We start from the raw sequence: 14,791 nt of genomic DNA on the forward strand, positions 1-14,791 counted from the left end.
CGGGTCAGGGCGTAGTGGCGGTCGTGCCGGTGGCCGGTGCGGCGCTCGCGCCCGCCGTGCCCGAGGGGCTGGCCGTTGCCGTGGTTTCGGCGTGATTTCCGGCGGAAGCCGAAGCGAGGGTTTGCGCGGCGGTAGTGGCGCTTGCCGGCGTCGCAACCGGTGCGGAGGCAGCCGCGGGCGCCGCCGCATTGTGAGTGCTCACACTCGTTGCAGACGCCGCTGGCTGGGCGCTTGCCGGCGTCACCGGCACGCCCATGATGGCGGCGGCGGCCGCCGTGGCGTGGTCGGCTGGCGCCGCGGCCGATGTGGCCGACGCGGGTGCGGGTGTCGCAGTGACCGGCGCGGCCGCAGTCACCGAAGCCGCCGGATGCGCCGTTACCACGGGCGTGGCGGGCAACGCGGCGTTGTGCAGCACGGCCGCACCCGTGGCAGCGGCCGCCGCAGCGGCGGCCGGCGCGGCCGAGCCGACCGTGATCGCGGCGGGCGCGGCGCTGGCCGTTGCCGTGACCGGCTCGGCGGGCGGCGGCAGCGGCGTGATCTTGATCGCGCCGCTGCCCGGCACGGGCTCGCTGCGCGCGGCGGTGCTCAGATAGCGCCCCACCAGATCGAAGAAGCGCGAGTAAAACGGCCCCGACTGGATCGTCTCGCTCGAAATCTTCACCATCTCGTCGCTGTTCGAGCGGATAGGCAGCGAAACCGACCCCAGAATCGAGAGCCCCACGCTCGCCGAGGTATCGCTCTTCTTGAGCGCATAGCCGTTCTGCACGGCGTTCACGTACACCATGCTGGTATTGCTCGCGTCCCCCGGCGTGCAAACCACGTGCACCTCCACGACGATGTGCTGATCCATCGTCGGCTGGAAGTTCTTGGTGGCGTCGACGGTGTCGTTGCGCGACATCGTCGTCATATAGCCCTGGCTCAGCAGCGCGCGGCGCGACGCCTCGCAGGCGTCGGTGCTCGCGTAGTTGAAGCTGCGCGAGAACTGGCTCGGCGCGTTGCTCAGCAGCTGGTCGTCCTGAAAGCTGTTGGGCTTGGCCGAGGAGCAGGCGCCAAGCGCGGCGGTCAGCGCGAGCGCCACTGCGGCAAGGGCGGCTTTACCGGGCGGGACGGGCAATAGAGAGACGGTTCTGGAAAAACGGGACATGTTCGGGGCAAACAGGGCGGCAATGCGGCATTGCATCGGACGGCAAGCATTGTAGTTCGGTTCCCTGGGGCACGACCGAATGCTCGTTTTTTTCGGAGATTTCGAAAGGCGCCCGAAGGCGGACCGACGGGCGCGCGCCGCGCCGCGACCAAAAAAAACGGGCTTCCGCCCAACGCGAAAGCCCGTGTCAACCCGGCGCACGGGGCAGCGAGCGGAGAAGATGACTCGCTGGCGTGCGCCGCAGCCGGGTACCGCCGGCTGTTCCTGTGCGCGATGCGCTAAATCGATGCGTCCACACGGCGCCGCGCCCGCAACGCGGCGGCGGGATGGACGCCAGGTCGGCTTACTTCGTGCCGACCGTCGTGAGCGGCTGCCACTTGCCGTTCACGACCTTGTAGACCGTCACGCCGCCGTACTTGAGGTCGCCATACTGGTCATAGGCCAGCTCGTTCGTGGTCACGCCCTTCATGTTGGTCGCCTTGAGCGAGGCGAGATAGATGTGCGGATCGGTCGAGTTCGCCTTCTTCATCGCGGCGATCACGGCGCGCGTGCCGTCATACGCGTACGGCGAGTACAGCTCGACCGGCTTGTTGAAGCGCTTGGTGTAGCGCTCGACATAGCTCTTGCCGCCCGGCATCTGTTCGAGCGGGCTGCCGCCCGACGAAGCCAGCGCGCCATCGGCCGCCGGACCGGCGATCTTGATGAGCTCGTCCGAATGCATCATGTCGGGGCCGATCAGTGTGGCCTTGATCGCGAGCGTCTTCATCTGCTTGAGCATCGGCGCGGCCTGGGTGTCGGCGCCGCCGTAGAAGATCGCGTCGGCGTCGGCCGCCTTGATGTGTGTGAGGATCGAGCGGAAGTCCACGGCCTTGTCGTTCGTGAATTCCTGCGCGACCACCGTGCCGCCCGCCGCCTTCACGGCCTTGGCGAACTCCTCGGCCACACCCTGGCCGTAGGCCGTGCGGTCGTCGATCACGGCGAAACGCTTGAGCTTCAGGTCACGCACGACGTACTCGCCGAGCACGCTGCCTTGCTGCGCGTCGGAGGTGACGAGGCGGAACGTGGTGGGCAGGCCCTGGCGCGTGTAGGTGGGCGCCGTGGCCGTGGCAATTTCAGGAATGCCGGCCTTCGCGTAGATCGGCGCGGCCGGAATGCTGGTGCCCGAGTTGAAGTGGCCGATCACGGCCGCAACACCGTCGTCCACGAGCTTCTGCGCGACGGTCGTGCCGGTGCGCGGGTCGGCCTGGTCGTCGTAGGCGTCGATCACGAAGTGCACCGGCTTGCCGCCGATGGTCGGGTTCGTGGCGTTCTCGTCGTCGATCGCCATCTGCACGCCGCTGCGGAAGTCCGCGCCGTAGTGGGCCTGGCCGCCCGTGAGCGGGGCGGCGAAGCCGATCTTCACGTCGGTGGCCTGGGCGAGCGCGCCGGCGCTCCACAGGGCCGCGACGGCGGCAAGGACAGCGGGGGCGCGCAGGCGCAGGGGGTGTTTGCTCGGGTTCATCCTGGGTCTCTCCTCAACGTTCTACGTTTTTCATGGGCGCAGCCGGGCCCGCACCGCGTTGGGAACGCGCGGCGTGCCTTGTTGCGCAGGGGGTGAAGCAAAACAGTCCGGCCGCCGGGCGGCGGTTCGCCCCCCGATACCGTTGCGCACGCAACAGCCTCGGGACGGCCCGGTGGATACGTTAAAATTGCTTGGTTTTCAGTTGCTTACAGCAACCTATACAGTCTCCAGACGAGGACACGGCACAGTGGGAAGGGCTGGCGGATCCGTCCGACCAGTCTAAATATCCAGAACTTGGTGGATTGTATCCAATTCTGGCAGGCAAAAATATTGACGACAATACTTTTTCGTCGGTCGGCGTTCGTCCGCCCGGCGCCCGCAAATTCATGACGACAGTGCAGGCCAAGGAAGACCAGCGATCGCTGCCTCAGACGATCCGCGACCAGTTGCGTGACGAGATCCTGCGCGGCGTGCTGCCGCCCGGCGCGCAACTGCGCCAGGAGAGCCTCGCGGAGCGCTTCGGCGCGAGCCGTATTCCCGTGCGCGAGGCGCTGCGCCAGCTTGAAGCCGAAGGGCTCGTGAGCTACCAGCTCAATCGCGGCGCGGTGGTGATCGCCATGTCCACGCAGGAGATCTGCGAGCTGCTCGACATTCGCGCGGCGCTGGAGACTTATGCGGCGAAGCTCGCGGTGCCGAACATGGTGGCCGGCGACATCGACGTGATGAAGCGCATTCTCGCGGCGTACGACGCCGCTACCTCGCCCGCCGAATGGGCCGAGTGCAACCGCCAGTTCCACCTCGCGCTGTGCGCGCCCGCGAACAACTCGCGGCTGCGCAAGATGATCGAGGAGTATTGCCTCAGTACGACGAACCGGTATCCGCATCTGCGCATGTCGCTCGATACGGAGAAGAACGAGGTGCAAAGCGACCACTACGCGATCGTCGATGCCTGCAAGCGGCGCGATGTGGAGGAAGTGGTGGCGCTGATCGAGCGGCATATTCTCGATACCAAGCGCGAAGTGATGGCCGCGGCGCGGCTGGCGGGCCTGGATAGCTGAGCGCCGGAGGGCGCGCGTTGCGCTCCGTGCGCCGGACCCAATGAAAAACGGCGGGCGCCCCGTAAGGGACGCCCGCCGTTTTGCATGCAGCGGGACGGATGCGGCGTTTCGCTTACACGGCCATTTCCGGCGGGGCCTGGCGGAAGCAGCGCGTGATCCAGCCGAGGTAGGCGAGGCCGAGCACGAACCAGATCACGCCGAGCACGATGGCGGTCTTTTCCAGACTGCACAGCAGCCAGATATCGGTCACGGCGCCGATCAGCGGGAACACGAGGCCGCCGAGGAAACCGAAGCCACGCGTGCCGGCCGCGCCGCCGAAATACTGGCGAATCACGCACAGGTTCACCGAAGTGAACGCGAGGAACGCGCCGAAGTTGATGAACGAGGTGGAGGTGGCCACATCGAGCTTCAGGGCGATCAAACCGATTACGCCGGCAATCGCGATGTTGAGCGCGGGCGTGCGAAAACGCGGGTGAATGTAGCCGAAGATCAACTTGGGCAGCACTTCGTCGCGGCCCATGGCGTAGAGCAGACGGCCCACGCTCGCCTGCGCCGAGATGCCCGAGGCGAACTGCGCGAGGATCAGGCCTGCGAGGAAGATCGTCACGAAGATGTCGCCGCCCACCTTGCGCGCGATTTCGAACGCGGCCGAGTCCGGGTCCTTGAACACGGCGCCCGGATGCGCGAGTTGCAGCGTGTACGCGGCGATCACGAAGATCGCGCCGCCCACCAGCGCGATCAGCACGATGGCGCGCGGAATGGTCTTCTCCGGCTCGATGGTTTCTTCGGTGAGCGTGGAAACGGCGTCGAAGCCGAGGTACGAGTACGCGGCGATCGCAGCGCCCGCCATCGTGGCCGAAAGCGGCACGTGCGGCTGGAAGAACGGCTGCGCCGTGATGAGACCGCCGGGACCCGCCGCCGCGGAGGCGTAGTGCAAACACAGGACTACGAACATCGCGGCGATGCCGAGCTGCACGATCATCAGCACGATGTTGAAACGCGCGGCGAGTTCGATGCCGATGATGTTCAGGCCGCTCGTGAGCACGATGAACGCGACGATCCAGATCCACGTGGGCACGCTCGGGAACGCGGCGCCGAGATAAGCCGCGCCGATCAGCCAGATCACCATCGGCAGGAAGAAGTAGTCGAGCAGCGTGGCCCAGCCGATCATGAAGCCCAGATGCGAATTGAAGCTTTTGCGCGTGTACGTGTAGGCCGAACCTGCCACCGGGAAGAGGCGCGCGAGCTTGCCGTAGCTGAACGCCGTGAACACGATCGCGACGAGCGCGATGAGGTAGGCGAGGGCGGCGGTGTCCTGGCTCGCGCCGGCGAGCACGCCATAGGTGCCGTAGACGATCAGCGGCGCCATGTAGGCGAGGCCGAACAGGAGCACGGAGGGCAGGCCGAGCGTGCGCTTCAGGTGAGGGACGTGAGCGCCGCGTTCATGCGACGGCGAGGCTGGCTTCATGGTGCAGGTGTCTCCAGGGTGCTGCGGATAGGGCGTGCGCGGGCCGGCATGGCCACGCCGTGAGGCGAAGCCATGTCATCCCATGCGGATGCTTGTCGTGCGCGCCTTTTGGGCAAGACGCCGGCCTAAGACGGGCAAAAACGCGGACTTAACGCGCGCGCGGGCGAATATTGAGCGAGCGGCGGCCTTGTGCGTCGTTCTCGTCCGCGAGATTCAGCGCAACGCGTGCGTCGTGCAGATAGCTGTAGTGCTCGCGGCTTTGCGCGAGCAGCGCGCGGTCCACCTTCGCATGCAGTACCGCGTCTTCGTTTTTCAATTCGCAGATCACGTCGCCGAACGGGCTCACGAGCGCCGTTTCGCCGGGGAACGTGAGGTTGTCGTCACCGTCGCCGGTGCGGTTCACGAGCGCCGCGAACATCTGGTTCTCCATCGCGCGCGCGACAATGGCGCGTCGATGCACCGGGCCGAACGGGTCCATGTTGCCGTTCGTCACGACCAGCATTTCCGCGCCGAGCGAGGCCACCGCGCGCGCCGTTTCGGGAAACTCGATGTCGTAGCAAATCAGCAGACCCACGGTCGTGCCCTTGAATTCGCACACTTCGAAGCGATCGCCCGGCGTGAACACGCCCACGTCCGTCGCCCACAGATGCGTTTTGCGGTAGCGCAGTGCGATTTCGCCGCGCTCGTCGATCAGCACGGTCGTGTTGTAGAAGCGCTCGCCTTCGCGTTCGGCAAGACCGACCGCCACGCCGATGTTCGCGGCGCGCGCGGCGTCGCGCACGCGGCTGAGCGAGGGGCCGTCGAGCGTTTCGGCCACGTCGCGCACGTTTTCGCGCGTGGGAAAGCCGGTGAGCGTGGCTTCGGGAAAGACGATGAGATCGCTGCCTTCGCGGCGCGCGGCCACGGCGTCGAGAACGCGGGCCAGATTGGGAGCGACTGCGCCATCCACGAGCGGGATCTGCGCGAGTTCGAGTTGCATGCTTGTCTCCAGTGTTGCCTGCGATGTCGCCAGCGAAGTTGCCAAAATCGTCGGGCCCGCGCGGCCTGGTTTGTGAGTCAGGCTTATGTAGTACGTAAAGCGCCGCGCGAGCGTCAGGAGCGGCTATTATCTCCACGTTATTTTTGTCCAGGAATTACCCACCAGGGGTACCCTGATCGGAGGACTCATGGAAAGCGACTGGCAGGACCGCGCGTTCCATCACCATATCGCCACGCTGATCGACGCCCTCGACGGCCCCGATTTCTGGACCCGCATGACGCGTGTGATCGAGCGTTTCGTCGCGTTCGACAACTGGTGTGCGCTCCTCTTCACGCGCGAGCGCGCGCCGCTTGTCTGCGCGGAGTCGCCGATGCCCGACGGCACCGTGGATCTCTTGTTCCGCGCGTATCTGGAGGCGATGTACCAGCTCGATCCCTTCTACATCAACGCCTGCGAAAAGCCGCGCGCGGGGCTCGTCACGCTCGCCGAAGTCGCGCCCGATAACTTCCGCATGACGGACTATTACCAGCGCTATTTCAAGAGCAACATCATCGGCGACGAGGTGCAGTTCAACCTGCCCGTCGACAACGAGCGCACGCTGATCTTCTCACTGGGCGCAAAGCACCATTACACGGAGCGCGATATTGCGCAGTTCGCGATGTTCGCGCCGTGGGTGGTCGCGCTCATGAAGCAGCGGCTCGCGTACGAGCATTTTGCGCAAGGGGCGGCGGAGGCCGCTGCGGTGGACCGGGTCGAGGTGCAAAGCGCGGCGTCGCACGGCCAGCTCAGCGAGGCGGGTTTCGCGAGCCGCATCGAGGCGGTCACGCAGCAAAGCGGGCGCGTGGCGCTCACCGCGCGCGAGATCGAAGTGGTGCGCCTGAGCCTGAGCGGCTTTTCCACGCGCGCGATTGCGGAGCGGCTCGACATTTCGTTCGAGACCGTGCGGGCTCACAAGAAGCACATCTATGCGAAGCTCGGCGTGAGCTCGCAGTCGGAACTGTTCGCGCTGTTCTACGAACCGCTTGGGCGCGCGGGCGCGTAAGCGCCGCGCGTGCATCACGCGTTCGTCTCGATCATCGCGTTCGTCATGTGCGCGCTCAGGCGCGGCGCGCCTCAGAAGTCGACGAGCGCGAAGTCTTCCTTGCCCACGTCGCACAGCGGGCAGCGCCAGTCGTCGGGCACGTCGGCCCAGCGGGTGCCGGGCGCGAGGCCGTCGTCGGGGGCGCCTGCCGCCTCGTCGTAGACCCAGCCGCAGATCACGCAGACCCATTGCTTGAAGCCGTCGTCGGCTGCGGCCGCGGCCGCAGCGCCGTTGGCCGAGGTTTCCTGCGCCGCGTTTTCGCGCGGCGTGTCGAGCGTGACGACGAGCGGCGCGGCAGTGCTCTCGCGCGCGGCGAGTTTCGCGTGCAGCGTTTCGAGCAGCGCGGTGGCTTCTTCAGCGGTGAGGTCGATCCAGTACGGATCGCCCGCGCCGTCGTTCAGACGTTCGGGCGAGAACTGGATTTCGAGGGCGACGCCTTTCTTGTACATAAGCGAAAACGATGTGCGTAACGGTCTAAACGCGCGGTTCGAACGCGCGGTCCCGGACGCGCTGCGTTCAGAGGAAGTAGCGGAACAGCAGCGAGGCCGCGATGCCGGCGGCGCCAATCAGCGCGAGCAACTGCAAGAGCGTGATGGACTTGCTGGACTTGGCGTTCGGTGCGGCGGGACGGGTGGTGGTGTTCATGGTGTGAAGTCGCGGCGACGTGAGTTGTGTTCTCGATTGCGCCCCGCATTGCCGGGAATTCACCTGGCGGCGGCGGAGCGCGGCGGGGGAGTTTCGCACGATTTGACACGCGCGGGGGCATTTTGGCGGCGCCTGCGCGCACGCGCCGCAGGATTCGCCCTGCATGCGCCTTTGCGTGTTCGTGCCCTTGTGCCCCAAGCCCACGGCAACCTGCGTCGCACTGCGGACCTGATTATCGCCGCTAATCGGCTGCCGATTCCTGAGCGCGCGGAGATGGATTATTTCGCGTGAGTTGAGAGAAGAACGGCGCAAAACGAAGCGCGCGAGCCCTCAGGTATGCAGCCAGCGCCGCTCGACATACGAGAACAGCCAGCAGATCGGCACCGCGCACGCCATGCCGATGGCGACCTCGGCCACGCGAAAGAGCGCGACGTCCCACACGGGCCCGTTCATGGGCACGAGCAGCACGATGGTCGTGGTGATCGCGCCCAGGCGCGCGGCGGTGCTCACGCGCAGGCACCAGCAACCGATGATCACCACGCTCACGGCCACGAGGTAGGCCGTGAGATTGCCCGGGCCGAGCGCGGCCGTGGCGAGTCCCACCACGCCGCCCGCGATGGCGCCGATGAACTGGTCGCGGGACTGCGCGACGGTATCGGCGTAATCGTGCTGGGTGACCGCAATGGCCGTGATCGCGGCCCAGAACGCCTGTTCCGTATGGAGTGCGCGGCCAATGCTGTACGCGAGGCCCGCGCCGCACACGGCGCGCAGCGCCATTAACGCACCCTGCGCTGCCCGGCTCTTGAGCGGCAGGCGTTTGAGCGCGCCCAGCGCCGATTGCTGGAGCGACGTGAGATAGGCGTAAAGGTTGTCTTGCGGGTCGTGCATTGCGCGGCGTGGGTCGTAAGGAGAACGTGAGGAGTGGCTGGAGCGCCGCCAAGCATATCAAGCCGCGTCGACTGTGTGCGAGTCGTCGGGCAGGCAATGCGCGCGCAACCGCTTCGCTGCGTGGCCCAGGTCGCGCTCGCTCGCGCGGCGCGCGCCTGCGGCATCGTGACGCTTGAGCCGCCGCACGAGGCTCGCGTGTGCATCGTTGAGCGTGTGCGCGAATTCGGCGTCTTCGAACAGCAGGTTCGAGATCGGCCCGACCTGGAGCCACACCGTTTCGATCAGATCGACGAGCAGCGGCGAACCGCCCGCGCGATAGAGCGTGAGATGGAAGTCCTCGTTCGCGTCCAGATAGCGGGCGCGCTTGTTTTGCGCGAGCGCTTCGGCCATCTGCATGCACAGGGAGTCGAGCTGCCCGATCTCGCTCGCGGTGAGCCGCGTGGCGGCGAGAAACGCGGCTTCTCCTTCCAGCATCACGCGCACGTTGAGCACGTCGTCGAACTGCGCGCGCGTGAGTTGCGGAACCATCACGCCGCGATTGGGCAGGTTCGCCAGCGCCGACTCGCCGGCAAGGCGCACGAGCGCCGCGCGCACCGGCATCTCGCCCACGCCCAGTTGGTCGGCCAGCGCGTGGATGCGCAGGCGCTCGCCCGGCACGAAGCGCCCGAGGCTCAGCCAGCGCCGCAGCGTGGCGTAAGTCTCGTCCTGGAGCGATTGGTGCGCTCGCGTCTTCATTGCGCGTCGGGCGCGGTGAGTTCGCTCACGCAGGCGTCGAAGGCAGCGAGCAGGCGGTCCACATCGGCCTCGGTCGTCTCCGGGCACGCGAGCATCATGTTGTGGAACGGCGTGATGAGCACGCCGCGATTGAGCAGATACAGATGCAGGAGCGGTTCGAGTTCGTCGTCCATGGCCGCGCGCGCTTCGCTGCCGTTGCGCGGCGGCGTGGCGCAGAACTGGAACTCCGTGCGCGCGCCCACGCGCGTCACGCACCACGGCAAGGCATGGCGCGCGATCGTTGCGGCGAGGCCCTTGGCGAGGCGCTCGGCCATCGCGACCATGTGTGCGTAGGCGGCTTCGGTCATCACCTCGTCGAGCGTCGCGCGCATCGCGCTCATGGAAAGCGCGTTGGCCGTGAGCGTCGTGCCGATGCCCGAATGGCCCGGTGGCGCGTCGTGCTTCGCCTGCTGCGCGCGCGCCGCGAATTCAGCCGAGAAGCCGTAGACCGCGCAGGGCACGCCGCCGCCCACCGGCTTGCCGAGCACGAAGAGATCGGGCTCGATACCGTGTTCGCGCGCATAGCCGCGCGGGCCGCTGCTGATGGTGTGCGTTTCGTCGATCAACAGCAGCGTGCCGTGGCGTTTCATGAGCGCCTGGGCTGCGCGCCAGAAGCCGGGATCGGGCAGCACCATGCCGACGTTGGTCATCGCGGGCTCGGCGAGCACGCATGCGACGTCGTTGCCGGCGAGCGCTCGGGCGAGCGCTTCGAGATCGTTGAATTCCACCACGCGCGTGGTCGACAACAGGTCGTGCACCTGGCCCAGCAGGCTCGCGCGCTGCGTTGGCCGGCCGTCGACGAGATCGACGAACACGTCGTCCACCGTGCCGTGGTAGCAGCCGTTGAACACGAGTATCGTGCGCCGCCCCGTGGCAGCGCGCGCCCAGCGCACGGCGAAGCGGTTCGCGTCGCTCGCGGTCATCGCGAATTGCCAGAAGGGCAGGCCGAAGCGCTGTGCGAGCGCTTTGCCCACGGCCACGGCGTCCTCGCCCGGCAGCATGGTCGTGAAGCCGCGTTGCGCCTGGGCCGCGAGCGCACGCGCCACGGCGTGCGGCGCATGGCCGAACATCGCGCCCGTGTCGCCGAGGCAGAAGTCGGCGTAGCGGTGGCCGTCCACGTCGGTGAAACTCGCGCCGCGCGCGGCGTCCACGTAAAGCGAGAAAGGCGTGGGCCAGTCGTTCATCCAGTGCAGCGGCACACCGAACAGCAGATGTTGCGCGGCTTGCGCGGACAGCGCCTGCGACTTCGGGCGCGCGGCGACGAAGGCTTCGCGCTCGCGTGCGAGAACGTGCTGCGCGTGATTCCCATTCACGCCTTGCCGGCTTTGCATGCGGGTCTCCTTGAGATTTGATCAAATCTTCGCATGTGAGAATTTGAAAGTAAATTTGATCCAATTGTCAGGGATGCCATTACGGTGCGCTATTCGCAAGCTCTTGCAGGGCGGAAATGGAGCGCATGGATGTTTGCCCTTCCCGCGCAAATTTACGACGGTGATAGATTCGGCGGTTGCTGGCGCAACTCTCTTTCAATGTCCTTAATCCTATGCAACAAAGTTCTGAAACGGTCACCGCGGACTTGCCTGACGGGTGCCGTGAGCGACTCCGTGAACAGTTCGTCATGCTGAACGAACTGGTATCGGGCGGCGGCCGAAATGCATTCCTTACCTTGAGCAGCAATACGCGCGCGGAAATCGAATCGCTCTATCTGAAACTGGCCAACGGTCTCGTCGCACGCACTTGCGAAGAAGTGCAGAAAAAATCGATCTGCGCCTCACCGATCATCGCGCGTTGCTCATGCGGGCGTGACGGCGCGGCGCCCGGCCTTTGCACTGAGCCGGTTGCACCGTAAGGCGCGACAAAAAAAGCGCGATGCCTCGAGGCATCGCGCTTCGTTCCGGGTTGCGATACGGCCGGTACCGGCAACCGGCCACCGCCTTACTTCCTGTCGATCGAAATCCGTCCCGGTCCGGTCACGGCGAGCGCGAGCAGACCGCCTGCAATGCTCACGTTCTTGTAGAAGTTGATCATGTTGGCCATCTGGTCGGCGCCGGTCATGGTCCAGAAGTGATGGCCGATGAACGCCGTGGCAACGGTGTAGATCGCGAGCAGCACGGCGAGCGGCCGCGTGAAGAACCCCACCAGAAGCAGAATGCCGACCACGAACTCCATGATCACGGCGATGGCGGCCGAGAGCATTGGCACGGGCGCGCCCACGTGCGCCATGTAGTCGACGGTGCCGGAAAAGCCGGTGATCTTGGACCAGCCGAACAGGATGAACAGGGAAGTCAGCAGAATGCGCGAGACCAGCAGCACGACGTCGTTGCCGGGTCCGAAGAGGTTGTATCGCATGGTTCACTCCGAGAAATTTTTAAGTCGTTCACTACAAACGGATTCGCGCTCGCCGGGCGGCGGCCCGCTTTCCAGCGGCGGGCCGCCGCGCTCAGGTCCGCGCCTGGCAGGTGTCAGGCGTCAGGCCCAGAGTTCCGACACTTCGATATTACGCAGATCGAACACAAGTACCTCGGCATCGTGTCCGTCCGTGAAGGTCAGCTCGCGCTCGGAGCGAATGCGCGCGCCATCGCCTTCGCCAAGCTCCACGCCGTTGAGCTTCACACTGCCGCGCGCCACGTGAACATAAGCATGGCGCTCCGCGCCGATCTCGACCTTCGCCGTTTCCGCGCCGTCGAGCTTGCCGGCATACACGCGGGCGTCCTGACGCAGCAGCAGTGAGTCTTGCGCGCCGTCCGGCGAGAGGATCAGGCGGAACTTGCCGCGCTTTTCGGCATCGGCAATGTTCTTCTGCTGGTAGCGCGGCTGCGCACCCTTCTCGTTCGGGGCAATCCAGATTTGCAGGAAGTGCACCCCTTCGTCGGCCGAGTGGTTGAACTCGCTGTGCGCCACGCCCGTGCCGGCGCTCATCAGCTGCACGTCGCCGGGGACGATCACCGAGCCCGTACCCATCGAGTCCTTGTGCTCCAGCGCGCCTTCCAGCACGTACGAGAAGATTTCCATGTCGCGGTGCGGATGCTTGCCGAAGCCACGCGCCGGCGCCACACGGTCGTCATTGATCACGAGCAGGTCCGAGAAGCCGATCTGCTTCGGATCGTAGTAGTTTGCGAACGAAAACGTGTGACGCGAGCTGAGCCAGCCATGTTCGCCGCGGCCGCGTTCGTCTGCTTTGCGAAGTTCGATCATTTTCGTTTCTCCGTGTGAATCTTTCGATTCGGTGTCTGGTTGCGATGGAATGAAGTTTAGGTCAATCCAGATGACGTGAATCGCCGTAAAATACGACTCACTGTCACATAAAAGTGGACAATTCGAATGCAACTCGACGACATGCGGATCTTCGTGAACACCGTGGATGCGGGCAATTTCACGGCGGCGGGCCACCGGCTGCGGCTTTCCAAGCAGTTCGTGAGCCGGCGCGTGGCGGCGCTGGAGGCCGATCTCGGCGCGCGCCTGCTCGTGCGCAACACGCGCAAGCTGGCGGTGACCGACCTGGGGCAGGACTTCTACGAGCGCGCCAAACGCATTCTCGCGGACGTGGCCGAAGCCGAGCAGGCCATGTCGGACCGGCGCAGCGAGCCGCGCGGCCTGCTGAAAGTGAGCGCGCCGATGTCGTTCGGCATGGCGCATCTCTCGACGCTCGTGGCCGAATTTCTGCGCGAGCATCCGGACGTCCGCTTCGACATGGATCTGAGCGACCGCACCGTCGATGTGATCGGCGAGGGTTTCGACATGGCGCTGCGCATCGGCCGCCTCGCCGATTCCACGCTGGTCGCGCAAAAGCTCATCGACGTGCGCATGATCGCGTGTTGCAGCCCCGGCTACCGGCGCCGCCGCCGCGAACCGCAAACGCCCGCGGAGCTCGCGCAGCACGACTGCCTGCCTTACGGCCAGCAGGGCCGCGCGCCGTGGGAATTCATCGTCGACGGCGTGCGCACGCCGTTCGAGGTGCACGGGCCGCTGCGCGCCAACAACGGCGAGGTAATTCGCGACGCGGCCATTGCCGGGCTCGGCATCTGCTATCTGCCGGACTTCATCGTAGGCGGGTCGGTGGACGCGGGACTGCTCGTCGAAGTGCTGGAGCCGTTCATGCCGCCGTCCAATGCGCTGCACGCGCTGTATCCGCAGCATCGTGAAGCTTCCGTGACGATTCGCGCATTCACGCAATACTTGCGCGAGCGGCTTATCGCGCGTGCGGCAACTGCGCGCGGCGGGGCGCTTTGACGCAGCAAGCCCGCAGCTCTTGCAGAACGGCCGTTGCGCCTGCATCTAACACGAGGAACCTGGTGCGATCACAGCCGATGCCGAGGCCTTCGGACAGCTCGGATGCACCATGAAAGGGCGGCCAGGTGAGGCGCAATGTCGCAGTTTCGTTGTATGCTCACCGCCCCGGGGGTTGCTCCGGGGGCGTGAATCAGGCGCCCAACCCCGTGCCGGCGGGCTTCGAGGCAGACTATCGGAGCCGATAGGCAGGGTTAATACCAGCGATCAAAGCAACCAATTTTTCAAACGGGCGCGGTTCCCGTAACCTTCGTCCATACCTTTTCCCAACCCAGACCGAGGAAACAACGCATGTCTCTCATCAACACGCAAGTCAAGCCGTTCAAGGCAACCGCATACCACAACGGTAAGTTCGTTCCGGTCTCTGAAGAAAACCTCAAGGGTAAGTGGTCGGTTGTCGTGTTCTACCCGGCCGACTTCACTTTCGTGTGCCCGACGGAACTCGGCGACCTGGCTGACCAGTACGCTGAATTCCAGAAGCTGGGCGTTGAAGTCTACGGCGTGTCGACCGACACGCACTTCACGCACAAGGCATGGCACGACACGTCGGACACGATCGCCAAGATCCAGTACCCGCTGGTTGGCGACCCGACGGGCGCAATCACGCGCAACTTCGACGTCATGATCGAAGAAGAAGGCCTGGCACTGCGCGGCACGTTCGTGATCAACCCGGAAGGCGAGATCAAGCTGTGCGAAATCCACGACAACGGCATCGGCCGTGACGCCAAGGAACTGCTGCGCAAGGTGCAAGCCGCTCAGTACGTGGCATCGCACCCGGGTGAAGTGTGCCCCGCCAAGTGGACGCCGGGCGCAGAAACGCTCAAGCCGTCGCTCGACCTGGTCGGCAAGATCTAAGCGTCGCAGTTCCAATGCGATCGCCTTGATCGCATGACGCCCAAGTCTCACTAGCTGTATCCCCGGGCCGCGCCCACGCGGCTGCGGCCCGGGACCCCTGTTCGCCGCGTT

The 14,791-nt window shown here is 65.6% G+C and carries 16 protein-coding genes; 5 read left to right on the forward strand and 11 right to left on the reverse strand.

The window, feature by feature from the left end:
• Positions 1–4 precede the first annotated feature (4 nt).
• Positions 5–1,144, reverse strand: coding sequence for a DUF2242 domain-containing protein (locus C7401_RS08110; protein WP_112171113.1), 1,140 nt, complete (start codon positions 1,142–1,144; stop codon positions 5–7).
• A 343-nt stretch (positions 1,145–1,487) separates the two neighbouring features.
• On the reverse strand, positions 1,488–2,645 hold the full coding sequence (locus C7401_RS08115) for a branched-chain amino acid ABC transporter substrate-binding protein (protein ID WP_112170859.1): 1,158 nt from the start codon (positions 2,643–2,645) through the stop codon (positions 1,488–1,490).
• A 386-nt stretch (positions 2,646–3,031) separates the two neighbouring features.
• On the opposite strand from C7401_RS08115, the gene C7401_RS08120 reads away from it, so the two are divergent.
• Positions 3,032–3,703: a GntR family transcriptional regulator gene (locus C7401_RS08120; RefSeq protein WP_112171114.1), complete on the forward strand. Its 672-nt coding sequence runs from the start codon at positions 3,032–3,034 to the stop codon at positions 3,701–3,703.
• Between the two features lie 112 nt (positions 3,704–3,815).
• Here the strand turns inward: C7401_RS08120 and C7401_RS08125 are convergent, their stop codons facing one another.
• Together C7401_RS08125 and C7401_RS08130 are read right to left on the reverse strand one after the other, a co-directional pair.
• On the reverse strand, positions 3,816–5,171 hold the full coding sequence (locus C7401_RS08125; RefSeq protein WP_112170860.1) for an APC family permease: 1,356 nt from the start codon (positions 5,169–5,171) through the stop codon (positions 3,816–3,818).
• A gap of 148 nt (positions 5,172–5,319) precedes the next feature.
• The gene (locus tag C7401_RS08130) at positions 5,320–6,150 is read right to left on the reverse strand and encodes a carbon-nitrogen hydrolase family protein (RefSeq protein WP_112170861.1); all 831 of its coding nucleotides are present in this window, start codon (positions 6,148–6,150) and stop codon (positions 5,320–5,322) included.
• 187 nt (positions 6,151–6,337) lie between these two features.
• On the opposite strand from C7401_RS08130, the gene C7401_RS08135 reads away from it, so the two are divergent.
• On the forward strand, positions 6,338–7,192 hold the full coding sequence (locus C7401_RS08135; protein ID WP_112170862.1) for a helix-turn-helix transcriptional regulator: 855 nt from the start codon (positions 6,338–6,340) through the stop codon (positions 7,190–7,192).
• Positions 7,193–7,263: 71 nt separating this feature from the next.
• On the opposite strand, the gene C7401_RS45930 is transcribed toward C7401_RS08135, so the two are convergent.
• The 5 genes from C7401_RS45930 to C7401_RS08155 form a co-directional block, all read right to left on the reverse strand.
• The gene (locus C7401_RS45930; protein WP_112170863.1) at positions 7,264–7,680 is read right to left on the reverse strand and encodes a rubredoxin; all 417 of its coding nucleotides are present in this window, start codon (positions 7,678–7,680) and stop codon (positions 7,264–7,266) included.
• A gap of 67 nt (positions 7,681–7,747) precedes the next feature.
• A complete protein-coding gene (locus C7401_RS45495) occupies positions 7,748–7,876 on the reverse strand; it encodes a hypothetical protein (RefSeq protein ID WP_258396931.1) in 129 nt (42 codons plus the stop codon).
• Positions 7,877–8,206: 330 nt separating this feature from the next.
• Complete coding sequence (locus C7401_RS08145; RefSeq protein WP_112170864.1) at positions 8,207–8,764, reverse strand: FUSC family protein; 558 nt, start codon at positions 8,762–8,764, stop codon at positions 8,207–8,209.
• 57 nt (positions 8,765–8,821) lie between these two features.
• Positions 8,822–9,499, reverse strand: coding sequence for a GntR family transcriptional regulator (locus C7401_RS08150; RefSeq protein ID WP_112170865.1), 678 nt, complete (start codon positions 9,497–9,499; stop codon positions 8,822–8,824).
• Positions 9,496–10,869, reverse strand: coding sequence for an aspartate aminotransferase family protein (locus tag C7401_RS08155; protein ID WP_112170866.1), 1,374 nt, complete (start codon positions 10,867–10,869; stop codon positions 9,496–9,498). The genes C7401_RS08150 and C7401_RS08155 overlap by 4 nt, the downstream gene beginning before the upstream one ends.
• A gap of 176 nt (positions 10,870–11,045) precedes the next feature.
• Here C7401_RS08155 and C7401_RS08160 point away from each other — a divergent pair, with 176 nt between their 5' ends.
• On the forward strand, positions 11,046–11,387 hold the full coding sequence (locus C7401_RS08160) for a hypothetical protein (protein WP_146757892.1): 342 nt from the start codon (positions 11,046–11,048) through the stop codon (positions 11,385–11,387).
• Positions 11,388–11,473: 86 nt separating this feature from the next.
• Here C7401_RS08160 and C7401_RS08165 read toward each other — a convergent pair whose 3' ends face one another.
• Positions 11,474–11,887 (reverse strand): DoxX family protein, encoded by a 414-nt coding sequence (locus C7401_RS08165; RefSeq protein WP_112170868.1) that lies wholly within the window; start codon positions 11,885–11,887, stop codon positions 11,474–11,476.
• Positions 11,888–12,007: 120 nt separating this feature from the next.
• Positions 12,008–12,733, reverse strand: a complete 726-nt coding sequence (locus tag C7401_RS08170; RefSeq protein WP_112170869.1) for a pirin family protein — start codon at positions 12,731–12,733, stop codon at positions 12,008–12,010.
• A gap of 126 nt (positions 12,734–12,859) precedes the next feature.
• Between C7401_RS08170 and C7401_RS08175 the strand changes: the two genes are divergently transcribed.
• Positions 12,860–13,768 (forward strand): LysR family transcriptional regulator, encoded by a 909-nt coding sequence (locus C7401_RS08175; protein WP_112170870.1) that lies wholly within the window; start codon positions 12,860–12,862, stop codon positions 13,766–13,768.
• Positions 13,769–14,116: 348 nt separating this feature from the next.
• Positions 14,117–14,680: an alkyl hydroperoxide reductase subunit C gene (gene ahpC / locus C7401_RS08180; protein ID WP_112170871.1), complete on the forward strand. Its 564-nt coding sequence runs from the start codon at positions 14,117–14,119 to the stop codon at positions 14,678–14,680.
• Positions 14,681–14,791: the final 111 nt, after the last annotated feature.

This window comes from Paraburkholderia unamae (assembly GCF_003268775.1).
Lineage (GTDB): Bacteria > Pseudomonadota > Gammaproteobacteria > Burkholderiales > Burkholderiaceae > Paraburkholderia > Paraburkholderia unamae.

Excerpts from the sequence above, each read along its gene's own strand:
- ahpC (WP_112170871.1), top strand. The coding sequence starts at position 14,117 with ATGTCTCTCATCAACACGCAAGTCAAGCCGTTCAAGGCAACCGCATAC.
- C7401_RS08115 (WP_112170859.1), bottom strand. The coding sequence starts at position 2,645 with ATGAACCCGAGCAAACACCCCCTGCGCCTGCGCGCCCCCGCTGTCCTT.
- C7401_RS08120 (WP_112171114.1), top strand. The coding sequence starts at position 3,032 with ATGACGACAGTGCAGGCCAAGGAAGACCAGCGATCGCTGCCTCAGACG.
- C7401_RS08155 (WP_112170866.1), bottom strand. The coding sequence starts at position 10,869 with ATGCAAAGCCGGCAAGGCGTGAATGGGAATCACGCGCAGCACGTTCTC.
- C7401_RS08170 (WP_112170869.1), bottom strand. The coding sequence starts at position 12,733 with ATGATCGAACTTCGCAAAGCAGACGAACGCGGCCGCGGCGAACATGGC.
- C7401_RS08145 (WP_112170864.1), bottom strand. The coding sequence starts at position 8,764 with ATGCACGACCCGCAAGACAACCTTTACGCCTATCTCACGTCGCTCCAG.
- C7401_RS45930 (WP_112170863.1), bottom strand. The coding sequence starts at position 7,680 with ATGTACAAGAAAGGCGTCGCCCTCGAAATCCAGTTCTCGCCCGAACGT.
- C7401_RS08165 (WP_112170868.1), bottom strand. The coding sequence starts at position 11,887 with ATGCGATACAACCTCTTCGGACCCGGCAACGACGTCGTGCTGCTGGTC.
- C7401_RS08135 (WP_112170862.1), top strand. The coding sequence starts at position 6,338 with ATGGAAAGCGACTGGCAGGACCGCGCGTTCCATCACCATATCGCCACG.
- C7401_RS08175 (WP_112170870.1), top strand. The coding sequence starts at position 12,860 with ATGCAACTCGACGACATGCGGATCTTCGTGAACACCGTGGATGCGGGC.
- C7401_RS08110 (WP_112171113.1), bottom strand. The coding sequence starts at position 1,144 with ATGTCCCGTTTTTCCAGAACCGTCTCTCTATTGCCCGTCCCGCCCGGT.
- C7401_RS45495 (WP_258396931.1), bottom strand. The coding sequence starts at position 7,876 with ATGAACACCACCACCCGTCCCGCCGCACCGAACGCCAAGTCCAGCAAG.
- C7401_RS08125 (WP_112170860.1), bottom strand. The coding sequence starts at position 5,171 with ATGAAGCCAGCCTCGCCGTCGCATGAACGCGGCGCTCACGTCCCTCAC.
- C7401_RS08150 (WP_112170865.1), bottom strand. The coding sequence starts at position 9,499 with ATGAAGACGCGAGCGCACCAATCGCTCCAGGACGAGACTTACGCCACG.
- C7401_RS08130 (WP_112170861.1), bottom strand. The coding sequence starts at position 6,150 with ATGCAACTCGAACTCGCGCAGATCCCGCTCGTGGATGGCGCAGTCGCT.